At 71.8% G+C, this 16,020-nt stretch carries 15 protein-coding genes; 6 read left to right on the forward strand and 9 right to left on the reverse strand.

Going from position 1 to position 16,020, the window contains the following annotated elements; genetic code table 11:
- Positions 1-2: 2 nt before the first annotated feature.
- From ABFJ78_RS30085 to ABFJ78_RS30115, 7 genes are all read right to left on the reverse strand, one after another.
- Complete coding sequence (locus ABFJ78_RS30085; protein WP_436390161.1) at positions 3-635, reverse strand: response regulator transcription factor; 633 nt, start codon at positions 633-635, stop codon at positions 3-5.
- Positions 636-754: 119 nt separating this feature from the next.
- Positions 755-1,399: a response regulator gene (locus ABFJ78_RS30090; protein WP_086677051.1), complete on the reverse strand. Its 645-nt coding sequence runs from the start codon at positions 1,397-1,399 to the stop codon at positions 755-757.
- An 18-nt stretch (positions 1,400-1,417) separates the two neighbouring features.
- Positions 1,418-2,272 (reverse strand): NAD(P)H-binding protein, encoded by an 855-nt coding sequence (locus tag ABFJ78_RS30095; RefSeq protein ID WP_436389935.1) that lies wholly within the window; start codon positions 2,270-2,272, stop codon positions 1,418-1,420.
- Entirely contained in the window at positions 2,269-3,588 is a 1,320-nt protein-coding gene (locus ABFJ78_RS30100; protein ID WP_436389936.1) for an MFS transporter, read from the reverse strand. The genes ABFJ78_RS30095 and ABFJ78_RS30100 overlap by 4 nt, the downstream gene beginning before the upstream one ends.
- 242 nt (positions 3,589-3,830) lie before the next feature.
- The gene (locus ABFJ78_RS30105) at positions 3,831-4,358 is read right to left on the reverse strand and encodes a GtrA family protein (RefSeq protein WP_436389937.1); all 528 of its coding nucleotides are present in this window, start codon (positions 4,356-4,358) and stop codon (positions 3,831-3,833) included.
- Between the two features lie 38 nt (positions 4,359-4,396).
- The gene (locus ABFJ78_RS30110; RefSeq protein WP_372672012.1) at positions 4,397-4,894 is read right to left on the reverse strand and encodes a GtrA family protein; all 498 of its coding nucleotides are present in this window, start codon (positions 4,892-4,894) and stop codon (positions 4,397-4,399) included.
- A gap of 10 nt (positions 4,895-4,904) precedes the next feature.
- Positions 4,905-7,091, reverse strand: coding sequence for a sigma-70 family RNA polymerase sigma factor (locus ABFJ78_RS30115; RefSeq protein ID WP_436389938.1), 2,187 nt, complete (start codon positions 7,089-7,091; stop codon positions 4,905-4,907).
- A 269-nt stretch (positions 7,092-7,360) separates the two neighbouring features.
- Between ABFJ78_RS30115 and ABFJ78_RS30120 the strand changes: the two genes are divergently transcribed.
- The 5 genes from ABFJ78_RS30120 (at position 7,361) to purE (ending at position 12,508) form a co-directional block, all read left to right on the forward strand.
- Positions 7,361-8,194 (forward strand): GGDEF domain-containing protein, encoded by an 834-nt coding sequence (locus ABFJ78_RS30120; protein ID WP_436389939.1) that lies wholly within the window; start codon positions 7,361-7,363, stop codon positions 8,192-8,194.
- Between the two features lie 71 nt (positions 8,195-8,265).
- A complete protein-coding gene (locus ABFJ78_RS30125) occupies positions 8,266-9,615 on the forward strand; it encodes a glycosyltransferase 87 family protein (protein WP_436389940.1) in 1,350 nt (449 codons plus the stop codon).
- On the forward strand, positions 9,590-10,798 hold the full coding sequence (locus ABFJ78_RS30130; RefSeq protein WP_436389941.1) for a glycosyltransferase 87 family protein: 1,209 nt from the start codon (positions 9,590-9,592) through the stop codon (positions 10,796-10,798). Before ABFJ78_RS30125 ends, ABFJ78_RS30130 begins: the two co-directional genes overlap by 26 nt.
- Before the next feature lie 13 nt (positions 10,799-10,811).
- Positions 10,812-11,996, forward strand: a complete 1,185-nt coding sequence (locus ABFJ78_RS30135; protein ID WP_436389942.1) for a 5-(carboxyamino)imidazole ribonucleotide synthase — start codon at positions 10,812-10,814, stop codon at positions 11,994-11,996.
- A gap of 14 nt (positions 11,997-12,010) precedes the next feature.
- Positions 12,011-12,508 carry a 5-(carboxyamino)imidazole ribonucleotide mutase gene (gene purE / locus ABFJ78_RS30140; RefSeq protein ID WP_436389943.1) on the forward strand — a complete coding sequence of 166 codons (498 nt, stop codon included), beginning with the start codon at positions 12,011-12,013 and terminating at the stop codon, positions 12,506-12,508.
- A 4-nt stretch (positions 12,509-12,512) separates the two neighbouring features.
- Here purE and ABFJ78_RS30145 read toward each other — a convergent pair whose 3' ends face one another.
- The gene (locus ABFJ78_RS30145; RefSeq protein WP_436389944.1) at positions 12,513-13,199 is read right to left on the reverse strand and encodes an SDR family oxidoreductase; all 687 of its coding nucleotides are present in this window, start codon (positions 13,197-13,199) and stop codon (positions 12,513-12,515) included.
- Positions 13,200-13,305: 106 nt separating this feature from the next.
- On the opposite strand from ABFJ78_RS30145, the gene ABFJ78_RS30150 reads away from it, so the two are divergent.
- The gene (locus ABFJ78_RS30150) at positions 13,306-14,319 is read left to right on the forward strand and encodes an Lrp/AsnC family transcriptional regulator (RefSeq protein WP_436389945.1); all 1,014 of its coding nucleotides are present in this window, start codon (positions 13,306-13,308) and stop codon (positions 14,317-14,319) included.
- On the opposite strand, the gene ABFJ78_RS30155 is transcribed toward ABFJ78_RS30150, so the two are convergent.
- Positions 14,316-15,989 (reverse strand): class I adenylate-forming enzyme family protein, encoded by a 1,674-nt coding sequence (locus tag ABFJ78_RS30155; RefSeq protein ID WP_436389946.1) that lies wholly within the window; start codon positions 15,987-15,989, stop codon positions 14,316-14,318. The genes ABFJ78_RS30150 and ABFJ78_RS30155 overlap by 4 nt on opposite strands.
- Positions 15,990-16,020 lie beyond the last annotated feature (31 nt).

Consider the following 16,020-nt stretch of genomic DNA (forward strand, 5'->3'; position numbering starts at 1 on the left):
GGTCAGATCAACCCTTCACGCAGCGCGTACGCGACCGCGTGCGACCGGTTGCGCAGCTGGAACCGGTTGGTCACGTCGTGCAGGATGCTCTTCACCGTGCGCTGCGAGTAGCACAGCTGGTCGGCGATTTCCTGCGTCGAGTACCCCGCCGCGACGAGCCGCAGCACCTCCGTCTCCCGGTTGCTCATCCCGCCCAGGTGCAGGCCGCGTGGCTGGAGCACCTGGCGCTGCAGGCGGGACACCCGGCTCAGCAGCCGGCCGAGCAGGTCGGGCGGCAGCGCGCCCTCCCCGGCCGCGGCCGCCTTGATCAGTCGGACGAGCACCTCCGGCCCGGCGTCGGCGCGGCGGGCGACCGCGCAGACCCCGTGCTCGACGGCGTTCAGGATCTCGTTGTCGTCGACCTCGCCCGCGACCAGCACGATGCGGGTGAAGCCCTGGTGGTGCAGCGCGGACAGCAGCTGGGTCATCGTCTCGTCGAGCCGGTCGGCGACCAGCAGCGCGACCATGGCCGAGTCGGCCGCCTCCCCGTCGACCACCCGGACTTCGTCGCGCGAACGCAGCGTCATGCAGACGCCGTTGTGCAGGATCGGATCGGTGGCGCGGACCACCACCGGCGTCCTGTCGGATTCGAACATCGTCACCCATTCCCCTCGAACGGTGCGAGGGTTTCCACCCCTCACCCTGTCCACAGTGCCCGGAAAGGTGTCCCGAGCGCATGGGACCGGCGTCCCGAATTGCCCGGAAATACTGCCCGTCAGGACCGGCCGAGTCCCGCGTCCCGGGCCCGGACGATCGCTTCCGCGCGGTCGGCGACGTGCAACTTGGCGAAAACGTTGGAAATGTGGTTGCGCACCGTCTTCGGGCTCAGACACAGCGTGTTCGCGATGACGCCGTTGCTGTGCCCGGCCGCGATCAGGGACAGGACCTCGCGCTCGCGCCCGGTCAGCTCCGGGAACACCGGCTCGCTCGTGGGCGGCGGCTGGTTGAAGAAGCCGAGCACGCGGTTCGCGATGTCGGGGCCGAAGATGGCCTCGCGCCGCGCGACGGCCTGGACGGCGCGGATGATTTCGTCCGGCTCGGCGTCCTTGAGCAGGTAGCCGCGGGCACCGGCGCGCATCGCCGCGAAGACCGATTCGCTCTCGTCGGCCATCGTCAGCATCAGCACGCCGGTGTCCGGGCTGACGGCCGCGATGTGCCGGGTCGCCTGGATCCCGGACAGGTCGGGCAGGTGCAGGTCCATCACCACGACGTCCGGGAGCAGCGCGCCCGCGGCCTCGATGGCCGCGGCGCCGCTGGCCGCCTCGCCCACGATCTCGATCTCGGGCTCGGCGTCCAGCAGCGTGCACACGCCGAACCGGAACAACGGGTGGTCGTCCACGACGAGCACGCGCAGACCCATCCGGTCACCTCCCCGCTGTCACCCCCCGTAATGGTAGGTGAATGCGGCCGCGTTCTCACGTGCCCATTTCGCGAAGGTCAGCGGCGGCCGGCCGAGCAGGCGTTCGACGGTGTCGAAGACGACGTGTTCGAACTCGGCGGATTCCCGCTTCAACGCGAAGATTCCGTCGACAGCATCGACGGGCCAGCCGAATCGGTGCAGCATGCGTTCCCGCGCGGCGGTTTCCGGTTCTTCGACGAATTCAATCGGTCGGCCGATCGTGTTGGCGAGGATCGCGACCTGCTGGGCGGTGGTGAGGGCTTCGCCGCCGGTCAGCTCGTAGGTCGCGCCTTCGTGGCCGGACGTCGTCAGGACGTGGGTGGCGACCGCGGCGATGTCCCGGACGTGGACCAGCGCCGACGCGGGGTCGCCCTCGGGCACGTACACGGCGTTCTCGTCGCGGATCGAGCCGAGCCAGGCGAGCCGGTTGTCCATGAACGCGCCGGGCCGCAGGATCGTCCAGGCCGGCCCGGCTTCGCGGACCGCCTGCTCGGCCTCGGCGTGGGAGCGGCTGATCGGGTCGTTCTGTCCGAAGTGGACACCCGTGGTGGACAGCTTGACGAGGTGGGCGACGCCGGCGCGGGCGGCGGCCTGGGCGACCGCCGCTTCGAGGTCGGCGCGGTGGCCCTGGGTCAGCACGAAGACGCGGTCCGCGCCGTCGAGCAGCGTGGGCAGGTCCGCGGTTTCGAGATCGGCTTGGACGACTTCGGCGCGCGGATCGATCCGGGCCTTGGCCAGGTCGCGGGTCAGCGCGCGGACGGCGGCGCCGGCGTCGAGCAGGGCGGGGACAAGGGCGCGGCCGACCTTGCCGGTGGCGCCGAGGACGAAGATCATCGGGGTTCTCCTTTTCCGCGGAGCGGGACGTGGGGAAGCGCGAACGCCGTGACGAGGGCGAGCGCGAGGACCGGCAGCAGGGCGACGAAGACGCCGTGAGTGCCGGCGGTGTAGGCGAAGCCGAGCGCGACCGGGCCGAGGCTCGAACCGAGCGCGCGGGCGAGGTTGACGCCGGCGGCGACCGCGCCACGGTCTTCGGGTGGCGCGGTGTTCTGCGTGGCGAGAGCGAGGACCTGCAGGTTCAGCCCGGCCGCGAGGCCGAAGACGACCAGGCAGGCCACGGACGCCGGGAGGCCGTCGACGGTCAGCAGGCCGAGGACGGCGAGCAGGCCGAGCGCCATGCTGAGCCGCGGGGCCCAGCGGTAGTGCCCGGTGCGGGCGATGACCTTGCTCGCGACGACGGAGGAAGCGGCCACGGCGAGCGTCATCGGCGCGAGCAGGAGCCCGCCTTCGGCCGGTCCCGCGTCTTGCTGGAGGAAGACAGCGATGTAGTTGACCGAGCCGAGGAACGCGAACCCGGCGAGCACGCTGAGGAGGACGGACACGGTGAACGTCCGGTCGTTGAAGAGCCTCAGCGGCAGCACTGGCGCTTCGGCCTTCCGTTCGACGAGCACGAACGCGACGGCGGCGACCGCACCGAGCGCGGCCGACCACGGCGTGAGCAGGGTGAACCCGGTGATGGCGCAGCCGAGCAGGACGACACCGGCGAAGTCGAACGGTGCTTCTCGCCGTCGTCTCGGCAGGTCGAGTTTCCGCAGAAGCGCGACGGCGACCAGGCCGAGCGGCAGGTTGACGAGGAAGATCGACCGCCACCCGGCGACGCCGGTGAGCAGCCCGCCGGCCACGGGCCCGGCGAGCGACGCGACGGCGAAGCAGATCGAGAACCACCCGAAGTACTTCGCGCCTTCGCGGGGCGTGAACATCTCGCCGAGCGAAGCGCCGACGGAGACGAAGAGGCCTCCCGAGCCGGCGCCCTGCAGAACGCGCCCGGCGACGAGCGTCCCGGCCGACGGCGCGAGCCCGCAGGCGAGCGAACCGAGCAGGAAGAGGGCGAGCGCGCCGAGGAGCACGCGCTTGCGGCCGAAGACGTCACCGAGCTTGCCGTAGAGGGGAGCGGTGACGCTCCCGGCGAGCAGGTAGGCGGTGGTGACCCAGGCGTAGGTGCCGGTGGTGCCGAAGTCGGCGGCGATCCGGGGGAGTGCGGTGGCGACGACCTGGGCGTCGAGCATCGCGAGGAAGACGGACAGGAAAAGCCCGGCGAGAGCCGGCGTTTTGACATGTTTCAGCTGAGCGCGTTTCAACGCGGTCGTGCTCAAGAGGAAGTCCTTGGTTCGTCAGAAGGGACGAGAGATGCGGACGTGCTTTGACGCACGTCCCGTCGAGTCGGGAAAAGGCTCCATCGTCACCTGCGGGGCAGGTGCGACCTCTTCGCGCTCGGAAACCACCTCGAATCGTCCCGCTCGCCCGGCCGAACCCGGACGGCGTCCTCACGAAGGAACACTGACGAGGATGACTTTAGACAACTACATGTCAGAAGACAAGTAATTTCCGGAGACGGTCAGCGCAGCCGGGTCACGTCGCCCGTGTCCCGCCGGCGTTCGCCCAGTTCGTCCGGGAACACCCACTTCTTGAACCCCCAGAAGCGGAAGAACATCGCCAGCAGCATGCCGATGATCGAGCCGCTCGCGAAGTCCGCGACCTCCTGCACCAGCCGCGTCACGTGCGGGACTTCCAGGTCCAGCACGTACCGGGACACGTACAGCGGGATCAGGTTCACCACGACCGCGATCCCGCTGATCACGAAGAACAGCGCGGCCTCGTGGTGGCGTTCGCGGCCACCCCGGGTGCGGAACGACCACTCGCGGTTGAGGATGTACGACACGATCGTCGCGACGATGATCGCGATCGCCTTGGCGGTGGTCGGTTTCGGCTCCAGCACCGAGAGCTTGAGCAGGTACCAGACCCCGTTGTCGACCAGGAACGTCGTGCCGCCCACGATCGCGAACTTCAGCAGCTCCCGGTGCTTGATCAGCACCGAACGCAGTGGCTCCGGCGTGCGCTTGAGCACGGTTTCCACAACGGTCACACCACGCAGTCTAGGAGCACACCGCGTTGACCTGTGGTTCAGGCGGCCTTGCGGTCCTGAATGTCCGGATCTTCCGCAACCTGGAGGAGCCGGGCCCCCTCGGCCGGGAACACCCACTTCTTGAACGCCCACCAGCGGAACACCGTGCCCAGCAGCGTCCCGATGACGATCCCGCTCACGAAGTCGGCCACCTCGACGCCGAACGGCGACAGCCGCGGCGCCTGCAGGTCCAGCACGTACCGCGAGAACCACTGCGGCAGCGCGTTCAAGCCCAGCGCGATGCCGCTGATCAGGAAGAACAGCGCGGCCTCGTGGTGGCGCTCGCGGCCGCCGCGGGTGCGGAACGACCACTCGCGGTTGGCGACGTAGGAGAAGATCGTCGCGACGAGGACGCCGATGATCAGCGCCGTCACCGGGTGGGTCCGCAGCACGGTGAACTTCAGGCCGTAGTTGACGGACATCGTGATCACGAAGCTGATCCCGCCGACGACGGCGAAGCGGAGGAGCTCGCGATGCTTCTTCAGCAGCTCGCGCACCGCGCGGACGCTACCCGGTCAGCCAGCCGAAAGCCTTCTCGGGGGTGACGGTCGGCGGCTGGTTGCCCGGCTTGGTGCCCGGCCGCGGCGGCGCGCTGGTCGTCGTCGACGACGTCGGTGGCTCGGTCGTCGGCTCCGTCTCCGAGGTCGTGGTCGGCGGGGTCGACGTCGGCTTCGAGGGCTTCGTCGGAGTCGGCTTGGACGGCGTGGTCGACGGCGCCGTGGACGTCGGCAGCGGGTCCTTGCCGCACCAGTGGTGGTAGCAGCCGAAGTCGATCGTCACCGGTTCCGCCGACGCCTTGCCGAGCTTGGCGGTGATCGTGACGCGCCCGTCGTCGGGTCGGCCCTTCAAGCGCACCCACAGGTTGACGTGCTGGCCGGGGGCGACCGCGGTCTTCGTGGTGCAGGTCGCGCCGTCGGACGTCGTCGTGCAGGGGAAGCCGCGCAGGCTCCACCACTGCCACAGCGGGTGGTCGAAGGTGACCGTGACCGGCCGGGTCGTCTCGCCGGTGTTGCGGACCCGCACGTAGACCAGCGGGTTGCGCGTCCACGGGAAGGCCGAGAGCCCGTCGCCCTGCGCTTCGAGGACCACCGCGTCCGGCGGCTGCTTCACGGTGACCTTGACGCTCACCGCGACGTTGATCCGCACGCCGGCGGTGACCGACCCGGTCACCGTGCCGCCTTCGGTGTCCTGGTCGGCCTGGAGCCGGAAGTTCAGCGTCGCGCTCTGCCCGGGCTGCAGGCCGGTGCCGGTCTTGCACGTCACCGTGCCTTCGCCGCCGGGGCAGTTCACCGAGATCGGGGCGCCGTCCTGGGCGAACGCCATCGGCGCGCCGCCTCCGCCGGTGTCGACCGCGCGGACGCCCGGCGGCAGCTTCAGCGCGACGGCGACCGGCTCGGACAGCGTCCCGCCGTCGTTGCGGACGGTGATCGGCAGGTTCGTCGCGGAGCCGGGGCTGAGCTCGACGCCGTCCGGCGGGGTCGTCGCGGACATCGACGGCGGGGCCGGCGCGGGTGGGGCCGGGGGCGCCGGTGCCGGGGCGGGCGGCTCGACCGCGGGCGGCGGGGGCTCGACCGCCGGCGCCACGGGCGGGGGCGGCGGCTGCGGCGGCGCGGGCGGGGCCGGCGGCGCGGGGGGCGGCGGGGGCGCCGGGGGTTCGGCGGGCTGGGCCGCGGGCGGTGGCTGCTGGGCCGCGACGGGGATCTCCTGCGTCCCCCCGCCGGCGGTGAGCGCGATGACGACGGCCGCGACGATCGCCGTGCCCGAGGCCGCGACCCCGGCGAACTGGCGGGGACCCGCGGCGGCGGCTCCCGCGGCCGCGCCGGCCTTGCCCCCGGCCGCGGCGGCACCGGCGGCCGCGCCCGCGGCCGCCGCGGTGACCGCGCTGGCTTTCGCCGCGCCGATGGTCGCGAGGTAGCCGAGCGCCGCGCCGCCCAGGACGATCGGGGCGATGATCGCGCGCAGCCCGCCGTTGACGTCGGCGAGCTCCGCGGCCAGCGCGCGGCAGTTCTCGCACTCGTCGAGGTGGTTCTCGACCTGGTTGCGTTCGCGTTTGGACAGTCCGTCGCGGGTCCACGCGCCGAGCCGCTCGGCGCACGCGCGGCAGCGTTCTTCGGCGTTCTCCTGCAGGTGGACCTGCAGGTACGCCTGGCGGAGGCCCTCGCGGGCGCGGTAGGCGAGCGCCGAGACGCCGTTCGCGGTCAGGCCCAGCAGCGGCGCGACCTCGGCCGGGCTCTGCTGTTCGATCTCGGTGTGCCAGAGCACGGCCTGCCAGCGTTCGGGCAGCCGAGCGAACGCCTTGGCGGCCATCGTGCGCTCGAGCCCGGCGACGGCGGTGTCGGAGAACGGCACGGTCAGCGCCTCGGCCGAGACGTCGGCCATGTCCTCGTTGAGGTCGACCCGGCGTTCCTTGCGCGTGCGGTCGTAAGCGGTGTGACGCAGCGCAGTCAGCAGGTACGCCCGGAAGGCGGTATCCGGCCCCTTGCCGCCACGGAGCGTGTCCAGCACCTTGGAGAACGCCTCGGACACCAAGTCGTCGGCCTCGGAGCTCGATCGGGCCAGCTGACGAGCGAGGTTGTGCGCCGCTCCGGTGTGGCGTTCGTAGAGCGGGCCATACGATTCGATCTTCCCGGCGCGGACCTCGGCGATCAGCTCGGCGTCACTCTTTCCGCTGAGATCGGCGGGAACGGTGGACACGGCACTCCTCGGTCGGTTAGGGCCAGGACCTGCCATTACAGGCCGGTCCGGGGCGCGAGACAAGTGTGACTGACCCACCCGGGGCCGTCACGCGGTGGTCGGGGTGTTGACTCCGACGGCGGAGCAAAATCACCCATCCCCGGGTCGCGCCGTGGAAAAGCTTCTTAACAAAACTCGCGAGTACGCGTCACGGGATCCGGTGGGGCACGTCCTCACCGTGAAGCACCGAGCAAGATCGACACGGACCGGATGAAAGGGACAGGGGGCCAGTGGACGTTCCGGCTACGCGTTCCGGTCCCGGTGACGCTCCGCCCGCCGACCGCGCCCTGCTCGCGCTGCGGGCCCGCTGGCGCACGGCCAGCCTGGCCGCGGGCTGGCGCTTCCCCAGCGACTGGGCCCTGCCCGAGGTCGACGCCGTCTGCGCGGCGGTGATGGCCAAGGGCCGCGTCGAAGCCGCCGAAACCGCGCTGGCCGGGCTGGCCAGGGCCCGGGCGGCGGCCGGCGCCGGTCTCGCGGAAACCCTCGCCGACCTGGCCGCGCTGCACGCGGTGCTCGGCCACGGTGAGGACGGCTTCGTCTCCCCGGACGTCGACGCCACCCCGGCGCGGCTGCTCCGGACCACCGCGCTGGCCTGGGCCGACGTCGCCACCGACCAGCTCGCGCACACCGAGGTCACCGACCCGCTGACCGGCCTGCCGTCGGCCGCGTACCTGCGCACCCGGCTCGCCGAGGTCTACCAGGCCGCCGCCGCGCGCGAGCGGCCCGCCGCCGAGGACCACGTCCTGCTGGTCGTCTCGATGGACCTCGGCGCGGTTGTCGGGTTCTCGCGACTGACCGGGATGATCCTGGTCGCCGACGCGCTGCGGGCGGTCTTCGACAGCGGGCAGAGCGTTGCGTCGCTGGGACCGTCCGTAGTCGCCGCGTTGGTCCCGAAGGGCGAGGGGGTTGCTTCGCACGGCGTCGCGCTGCGAAGGGCGTTGCATGAGCGGCTGTCGGTCGACTCGCAGCTGGCCGACGCCGGCCGGCCGCGGGTGTCCGCCGTGCGCCTGCCCGCCACCCACGAAATGGCCTGCGACCTGCTGGCCCGTCTCGCCCGGGTGTAGAACGCGGGAAAAGTCCGGTTCGCCCCGGACCCTTCCGACCGGGATCGGGCGGCTCATGATTTCCTGGTGAGGTGACCCGGACCGTACCCACCGACGTCGACGGCGCGATCGCGGCCGGACCCCAGCACCGCCTGGCCCTGCGGAAGTCGCTCGCCCGCCTGTCCGTCCGCCCGCGGTCGATCCTGATCCTCGCGGTGATCCCGCTGGTCGCGATCGGGTACGGCATCTGGGGCTGGCAGCACGACTGGGTGCTCGGCGTCGACAGCGCGGTCTACCGGGCCGGCGCGCTCACGCTGCTGCACGGCGACTCCCTCTACGACGCGAACACCCTGGCCCCCGAGCCGTGGTGGGCGCTGCTGCCGTTCACCTACCCGCCGACGGCCGCGCTGATCTTCGTGCCGCTCGCCGCGTTCCCGACGCAGATCTCCTGGGGCCTGATCACCGCCGTCTCGCTGGGGGCGATGGCGCTGTCGATCCGCATCGCGATCGGCGCGCTGCCGCGGCCCGCCTCCGACGGGCCGCGCTGGTGGGCCTCGCCCGCCCGCTCGACCATCGTGTTCTTCCTGGTCTTCCTCGCCCTCGAGCCGGTGTGGCGGACGATCTTCCTCGGCCAGATCAACCTCATCCTGATGGCCATGATCCTGCTGGACATGCTGGTCATCGGAGCGCGGGGGAGCCGCTGGGGCGGCGTGCTGGTCGGCGTCGCGGCGGCGATCAAGCTGACGCCGCTGGTGTTCCTCGGGCACCTGTTCGTCACCGGCCGCCGGATGGACGCCATCCGCGGCTTCGCGACCTTCGTCGTGCTGCAGGGCCTGATGTTCCTGATCAACGCCCACGACGCGGCGAAGTACTGGACCGTGACGCTGCCGGACACCGGCCGGATCGGGCCGGTGCACTGGGCGGGCAACCAGTCGCTGAACGCGCTGATGAACCGGGCCACCGACCTCGCGCCGTGGGCGTCGAAGGCGGCGATGGGCATCGGGTTCCTGCTCGCGATCCCGGCGCTGTGGCTGCTGATCCGCTTCCACCGCAAGGGCCAGGCGCTGGCGGCGCTGCTCGTCACGGCGTTCTGGACGCTGCTGATCTCGCCGATCTCGTGGACCCACCACTGGGTCTGGGTGATCCCGCTGATCGTGCTGCTGGTCTCGCGGCTGCCGAAGACCACCCCGAAGACGGCGTGGAAGCGCTGGGTCGGAACCGGCCTGGTCGCGTTCGTGTTCGTCAGCTGCGTGCTGCTGATCCTGCCGAACGGCCGCAACGTCGAGCTGCACTGGAAGGTGTGGCAGAACGTACTGGGGGACGCCTACATCCTGATGCCGGTCGTGCTGGCCGCGGCGCTGATCCTGCGCTGGGGCCTGCAGCGGCGGGCGCGGAAGAAGGCGGCTTCGGACGAGCATGTCGACGTCGCGACCGGCGTCTGAGGCGCGCGCCGGCCGCTTCGCCGCCGGCGGGATCGCGCTGCTGGTGCTGGCCTTCGGCGTGGTCGTCTGGCTGGCCGGCTGGCACCTGGGCGCGGACAGCGCCGTCTACCGCGCCGGTGCGTTGACGCTGGTGCACGGCGATCCGCTGTACACGCGGGACGTGCTGACCGCGTTGCCGGACTGGGTGCGGCTGCCCTTCACCTACACCCCGGCCGCCGCGCCGCTGTTCCTGCCGCTCGCGTTGGTGCCGTCCGGCCTGGTGTGGGGCGTGATCGTTTTTTTGTCGGTGGTCGCCCTTATCGTCGTCATCACGGTGGTTTCGTCGCCGCCGGGGCGTGCGTCACTTCTGGGAAGAAGGTGGTGGGCGCTGCCGGCGGGAACGGCCATCGCTCTGGTCCTGGAACCGGTGTGGAAGACGCTGTTCCTGGGCCAGATCAACTTGATACTGATGGCGTTCGTGGTGCTGGACGTCCTGGTGCTCTCCCTGCGCCGGTCGCGGTGGGCGGGTGTGCTGATCGGCGTGGCGGCGGCGATCAAGCTGACCCCGCTGATCTTCGTGCCGCACCTGTTCTTCACGGGCCGGTGGAAGGACGGGCTGCGGGCCCTGGGCACGTTCGTGGCGCTCGAAGCGGTGATGTTCGCGGTCATCCCGGTCGATGCGGCGCGGTTCTGGCGGGATTCGGCGACCGACCCGAGCCGGGTCGGGTCGGTGCACTGGATCTTCAACCAGTCGCTCAACGGGCTCGTCAACCGGGCCACGCATCTGGCGTCCTGGTCGCTGGCGGTGGCGGTCGGGGTGGCGGCGGTGCTGGCCGTGCCCGCGGTGTGGCTGGTCGTGCGGCTGCACCGGCGGGGCGAGGACGCGGCGGCGCTGCTGGTGACGGCGTTCTACGGGCTGTTGCTGTCGCCGGTGTCGTGGTCGCACCACTGGGTCTGGTGCGTGCCGTTGCTCACGCTGCTGGTGGTGAAGGCGCGGTGGTGGGCCGCGGCGGCGGTCGCGCTGCTGTTCGTTTCGCAGATCGTGATGCTGGTGCCCAACGGCGGCGACACGGAATTCGGCTGGGGCCTGGGCTGGTCGGTCCTCGGCAACGTCTACGTCCTCGCGGCGGCGGCGGGGATCCTCGGGCTGGCGGGGCGTGAGCTACGTCTGGTCCGGCGGTCACCCCAGGTCGTGACCGTTTAGGCTGACTGGCGCTATGGACAAACACACCGGTCTGCCCGTCGTGGGCATGGTGGGCGGCGGCCAGCTGGCCCGGATGACCCACCAGGCGGCGATCTCCCTCGGCCAGTCCCTGCGCGTGCTCGCCGCGAGCGAGAACGAAGCGGCGGGGCTCGTCGCGGGCGATGTCACGCTGGGGCACCACACCGACCTCGACGCGCTGCGGAAGTTCGCGGCCTCGGTCGACGTGCTCACGTTCGACCACGAGCACGTGCCGGGCGAGCACCTGCTGACGCTGGCGTTGGAGGGCTACGCGATCCGGCCGGCGCCGACGGCGCTGGGCTTCGCGCAGAACAAGCTGGTGATGCGCGAGATGATGGCCGGGCTCGGCGTGCCGGGTCCCGCCTTCGCCGAGGTGTCCACTGTGGACGACGTCGTGGCGTTCGGCGGCGAGCACGGCTGGCCGGTGGTGCTCAAGGCGTCGACCGGTGGCTACGACGGCCGCGGCGTCTGGATGCTGGACACCGCGCGGCACGCCCGCGAAACCGTGCCGGAGCTGCTCGAAGCGGGCACGGCGCTGCTGGTGGAGGAGAAGGTGGCGATGCGGCGGGAGCTGGCCGCGCTCGTCGCCCGCTCGCCCTTCGGCCAGGGCGCGGCGTACCCCGTGGTCGAGACGGTGCAGGAGGGTGGCATCAACACCGTGGTCCTCGCCCCGGCGCCGGGCCTCGCGCCCGAGCGCGTCCACGAGGCGCAGGACCTCGCGCTGCGGGTGGCGTCGACGCTCGACGTCACCGGGCTGCTCGCGGTGGAGCTGTTCGAGACCGACACCGGGCTGCTGGTGAACGAGCTGGCGATGCGCCCGCACAACTCCGGGCACTGGACGATGGACGGTTCGCGCACGTCCCAGTTCGAGCAGCACCTGCGCGCGGTGCTCGACTACCCGCTGGGCCGGACCGACCTGGTCGCGCCGGCGTGCGTGATGGCGAACGTGCTGGGCGCGCCGGAGCTGCCGGAGATGGGGCCGGACGAGCGGCTGCACCACCTGTTCGCGCGGTACCCGGAGGTGCGCGTGCACCTGTACGGCAAGCAGGAGCGGCCGGGCCGCAAGCTCGGGCACGTCAACTTCACCGGCGAGCGCATGGACGACCTGCGCAACCGCGCGCTGCTGTCGGCGCACTGGCTGTCCCACGCCGTCTGGCTCGACGGCTACGAGATCCACTGACGGGAGTATCGGCTATGGCGCCGCAGGTGGGCGTGATCATGGGCAGCGACTCGGACTGGCCGGTGCTGGAGGCGGCCGGCACGGCGCTGGACGAGTTCGGCGTCGAGTACGAGGTGGGCGTGTATTCGGCGCACCGCACGCCGCAGCGCATGCTGGACTACGCGACGTCGGCGGTGGCGCGGGGCATCCGCGTGATCATCGCGGGCGCGGGCGGCGCGGCCCACCTCCCGGGCATGGTGGCGTCGGCGACGGTGCTGCCGGTGATCGGCGTCCCGGTCCCGCTGAAGTACCTGGACGGAATGGACTCGCTGCTGTCGATCGTCCAGATGCCGGCGGGCGTCCCGGTGGCCACGGTCTCGGTGGGCGGCGCGCGCAACGCGGGCCTGCTGGCGGTCCGGATCCTGGCGGCGTCCGACGAGGGCCTGCGCTCGAAGATGGCGAAGTTCCAGCAGGACCTCGAGAAGCTGGTCCTGGACAAGGACGCGGCGCTGCGCGCCAAGGCCGGTCGCTGACGGTTCACCAGGGGACGGTCTCCCCGTTCCGGTCCAGGTAGTCGAGGCCGGGCTTGCCGAGCTTGGCCAGCAGGACGTCCACGATCAGTGGCACGGTCTCCTCGAGGGTGAACGGCGCCTGGTCGCCGCCGAGAGCGGTGCGGATCCAGCCGGGGGCCACGAGCAGCAGGGCCCGGTCGGCCTGCCGCGCGGCGAAGCTGCGCATCAGCATGTTCAGCGCCGCCTTGCTGGCGCGGTAGACCTCGCGCGAGCCGGCCGTGTTGTTCGTGATGCTGCCCTGCCCCGACGACATCGCGCCGATGAGGCCGTCGGTGGGCACGAGGTCCTGGAGCGCTTCGATGACGCGCATCGGGCTGAGCGCGTTGGTGACCATGACGTCGACGAAGTCGGCGGTCGGCACTTCGCCGATCGGCGTCGCCGGGTTGTTCGTGGTGCCCGCGTTGACGAAGAGCACGTCGAGCCGGCGGCCGGCGAGCCGTTCGCGCAGGGGCGGCAGCTGACCGGGCTCGGTGATGTCGAGGTGCTCGACCTCGACGCGTCCGTCCGACGCGTCCGCCAGGTCGTGCAGCGGAGTCCGGGCCGACGGGTCCCGGACCGTGCCGATCACCTGCCACCCGCGGGTGGCCAGCTCGGTGGCGATGGCGTGGCCGAGGCCGCGCGAGGCGCCGGCGATGAAAGCGGTCTGTGACATGGGGTTCTCCTTCGAGCCGATCTGTCCCCGAGTGTCCGCGCCAGCCGGTCGGGAAGGCGGGTTCAGATGGCCGATCTGTAGGATTGCCTCGCTGAGAGGAGCCTCGATGGCTGAATCCGTCTCTGTGCAGCCCGACGATGTGCGTCTCATCCGGGCGCTTCAAGTGGCTCCGCGGGCTTCGTTCGCCTCGATCGCGGCCGTGTTGGGGGCCACGGAAGCCGCCGTCGGGCGGCGGTACCGGCGGTTGCGGGCCGAAGGGATCATCCGGGTCGCCGGCATCGTCGACCCCGGGATGCTCGGGCAGAGCAAGTGGCTGGTGCGGCTGCGCTGCCGTCCCGGTGCCGTCGAGACGATCGCCGACGCCCTCGCGAAGCGGGATGACGTCAACTGGGTGGCGCTCTGCGCGGCCGGCTCCGAAGTCACCTTCGCGGTCCGGTCCTGGACTCGCGAGCAGCGAGACGACCTGCTGGGCCGTCAGCTGCCGCGGACGGCGGCCGTGCTCGACATCCACGCGGCCGCGATGCTGCGGCAGTTCCTCGGTGGCCGCGGGCACTACTGGGCGGCCCTGGACGGCACGTTGACGCCCGCGCAAGAGGCCGCGCTGGGGGCCGACGGCGCGCCGTTCACCGAGTCGCCGGTCGTCGGGCGCGATCCCGTCCGGCTCACGCCCGAAGACGAGAGGCTGCTCGCCGTCCTGGCCGAGGACGGCCGGGCCGCGCTGGTCGACCTCGCCGAGGCGGCCGGCCTCACGCCCGGCCGTGCCTCGCGTCGGCTGGAGTCCTTCCTGCGGCGGCGGGTCGTCCACATCGATGTCGAGATCGCGGCCGGGGCGCTGGGCTACCGAGCTGGGGCGAACCTCTGGCTGCGGGTGCACCCGTCGGCGGTGAAGGAGGCCGGGCGCACGCTCGCGCAGTGGCCGGACATCGCCTTCGCGGCGGCCGTTTCCGGCCCGCACAACCTGCACGCCGTCGCGCACTGCCGGGACCTCGACGAGCTGTTCGAGCTCACGTCGGACCGCGTCGGCGCGCTGCCCGGGCTGCAGAGCCTGGAGGTCTCGCCGCTGCTCCGGCACGTCAAGCAGGCAGGCACCCGCCTGGCGGGCGACCGCCTGGTGGCCTAGTCGAGCTTGCCGATCAGCTGGTCCCGCAGCTGCCGCTTGAGCACCTTCCCGGCAGCGGACACCGGGATCTGCTCGACGACGTGCACCTCCCGCAACCGCTTGTACGGCAACACCTTCTCGTTCACCGCGGCCATGAGCTCATCGGCGTCCAGCGAGCCGCGGGGGACGACGAACGCCACCGGCAGCTCGCCGACCTCGACGTCCGGCCGGCCCACCACGGCCGCCGCCGCGACGCCCGGCATCGTGATCAGCAGCTCCTCCAGCTCGCGCGGGAAGACGTTGTACCCCTTGTACAGCAGCATGTCCTTCTTGCGGTCCACGATGGACAGATAGCCGTCCGCGTCGAGGATGCCGATGTCGCCGGTGTGGAGCCAGCCGTCGACCAGGGCGGCCGCCGTCTCCTCGGGGCGGTTGCGGTAGCCCTGCATGATCTGCGGCCCGCGCAGGCAGACCTCGCCCTTCTCGCCCGCCGGGAGCGGGTCCTCGCCGCCCTCGGCCGGGACGACCTTGACCTCCGTGTCGAACAGCGGGACGCCCACCGAGCCGACCTTCCGCGTGCCGGAGGCGTACGTCGGCGAGATCACCGCGCCCATCGTCGCCTCGGTGAGGCCGTACCCCTCGCTCACCACCACGCCCGGGAACCGCTCACGCAGCGCGTTGATCATCGCGTGGTTCATCGGCGCGGCGCCCGAGCCGATCGCGCGCACCGACGAGAGGTCCGCGGTGTGGAACGACGGCGTCGCGAGCAGCGCGGCGAACAGCGCGGGCGCGCCGCCGATGCCGGTGATGCGCAGCCGTTCGGCGTCGGCGACGTACGCCGGCGGGTCGAAGCGCGAGTGCAGGACGATCGTCGTGCCGGCGATCACCGCGGCGTTCATGCCGCCGATGATGCCCATCGCGTGGAACCACGGCGTCAGGTTGATCGCGACGCCGGTGCCCAGGCGCGTCGGCCACTCGTCCGGGCTGCCGATCTGGTCGAGGGTGACGTCGCCGTGTGCGTCGAGCGCGGGGACCGAGCCGCTGCCCCAGCACGAGTGCTGGAGGGTGTTGACCACGACGTTGCGGTGCGTGAGCCGCACGCCCTTCGAGCGGCCGGTGGTGCCGCCGGTGTAGGCGAGGTGCGCGAGGTCTTCGTGGACGTCGATGTCCGCCGACGGGCGCGTCTCGGGGTGGCCGGCCTGGAACGCCTCGAACTCGAAGCCACCCTCGGGCAGATCGCCGGTCGGGCCGACCACGACGGTCAGCCGCGCCGGGATCTGGTCGGCGACGCTCGCCAGCGCGCCCGCGACCGGGCCGAACGTCACGACGGCGGCGGCCTCGCAGTCGGTCAGCTGGAAGGCGAGGTCGTCCGGCGGGAGCAGCGGGTTGGCCGGGCTGAAGGTGGCCCCGGCCAGCTGCGTGCCGTAGTAGGCGACCGGGAAGGCGAGGCAGTTCGGCAGGTGCAGCGCGACGACGTCGCCGCGGCCGATGCCGTGGGCCCGCAGCGCGTGGGCGAAGCGGCAGGCCGCGCGGTAGGTCTCGGTGAAGGTGAGGCTGCGGCCGTCGTGGGCGAAGGCGGTCCGGTCGCCCCAGCGCGCGGCGCCCGCGGCGAGGATCGAACCGACCGGGACTTCGGGGTAGTCGAGGGAGGCGGGCAAACCGGGCGGCGTCGTCGGCGCGGTGAGCGGCATCACTCGACCTTACGAATTCTGCGGTCCACGA

Origin of the sequence: Amycolatopsis sp. MEPSY49, from assembly GCF_051337345.1 — a bacterium.
Taxonomy (GTDB): Bacteria; Actinomycetota; Actinomycetes; order Mycobacteriales; family Pseudonocardiaceae; genus Amycolatopsis.

What these genes read in the sequence shown, in the direction of transcription:
- ABFJ78_RS30150 (WP_436389945.1), top strand. Translation starts at nt 13,306, where the DNA reads ATGGCTGAATCCGTCTCTGTGCAGCCCGACGATGTGCGTCTCATCCGG.
- ABFJ78_RS30145 (WP_436389944.1), bottom strand. Translation starts at nt 13,199, where the DNA reads ATGTCACAGACCGCTTTCATCGCCGGCGCCTCGCGCGGCCTCGGCCAC.
- ABFJ78_RS30135 (WP_436389942.1), top strand. Translation starts at nt 10,812, where the DNA reads ATGGACAAACACACCGGTCTGCCCGTCGTGGGCATGGTGGGCGGCGGC.
- purE (WP_436389943.1), top strand. Translation starts at nt 12,011, where the DNA reads ATGGCGCCGCAGGTGGGCGTGATCATGGGCAGCGACTCGGACTGGCCG.
- ABFJ78_RS30085 (WP_436390161.1), bottom strand. Translation starts at nt 635, where the DNA reads ATGTTCGAATCCGACAGGACGCCGGTGGTGGTCCGCGCCACCGATCCG.
- ABFJ78_RS30095 (WP_436389935.1), bottom strand. Translation starts at nt 2,272, where the DNA reads ATGATCTTCGTCCTCGGCGCCACCGGCAAGGTCGGCCGCGCCCTTGTC.
- ABFJ78_RS30130 (WP_436389941.1), top strand. Translation starts at nt 9,590, where the DNA reads ATGTCGACGTCGCGACCGGCGTCTGAGGCGCGCGCCGGCCGCTTCGCC.
- ABFJ78_RS30090 (WP_086677051.1), bottom strand. Translation starts at nt 1,399, where the DNA reads ATGGGTCTGCGCGTGCTCGTCGTGGACGACCACCCGTTGTTCCGGTTC.
- ABFJ78_RS30155 (WP_436389946.1), bottom strand. Translation starts at nt 15,989, where the DNA reads ATGCCGCTCACCGCGCCGACGACGCCGCCCGGTTTGCCCGCCTCCCTC.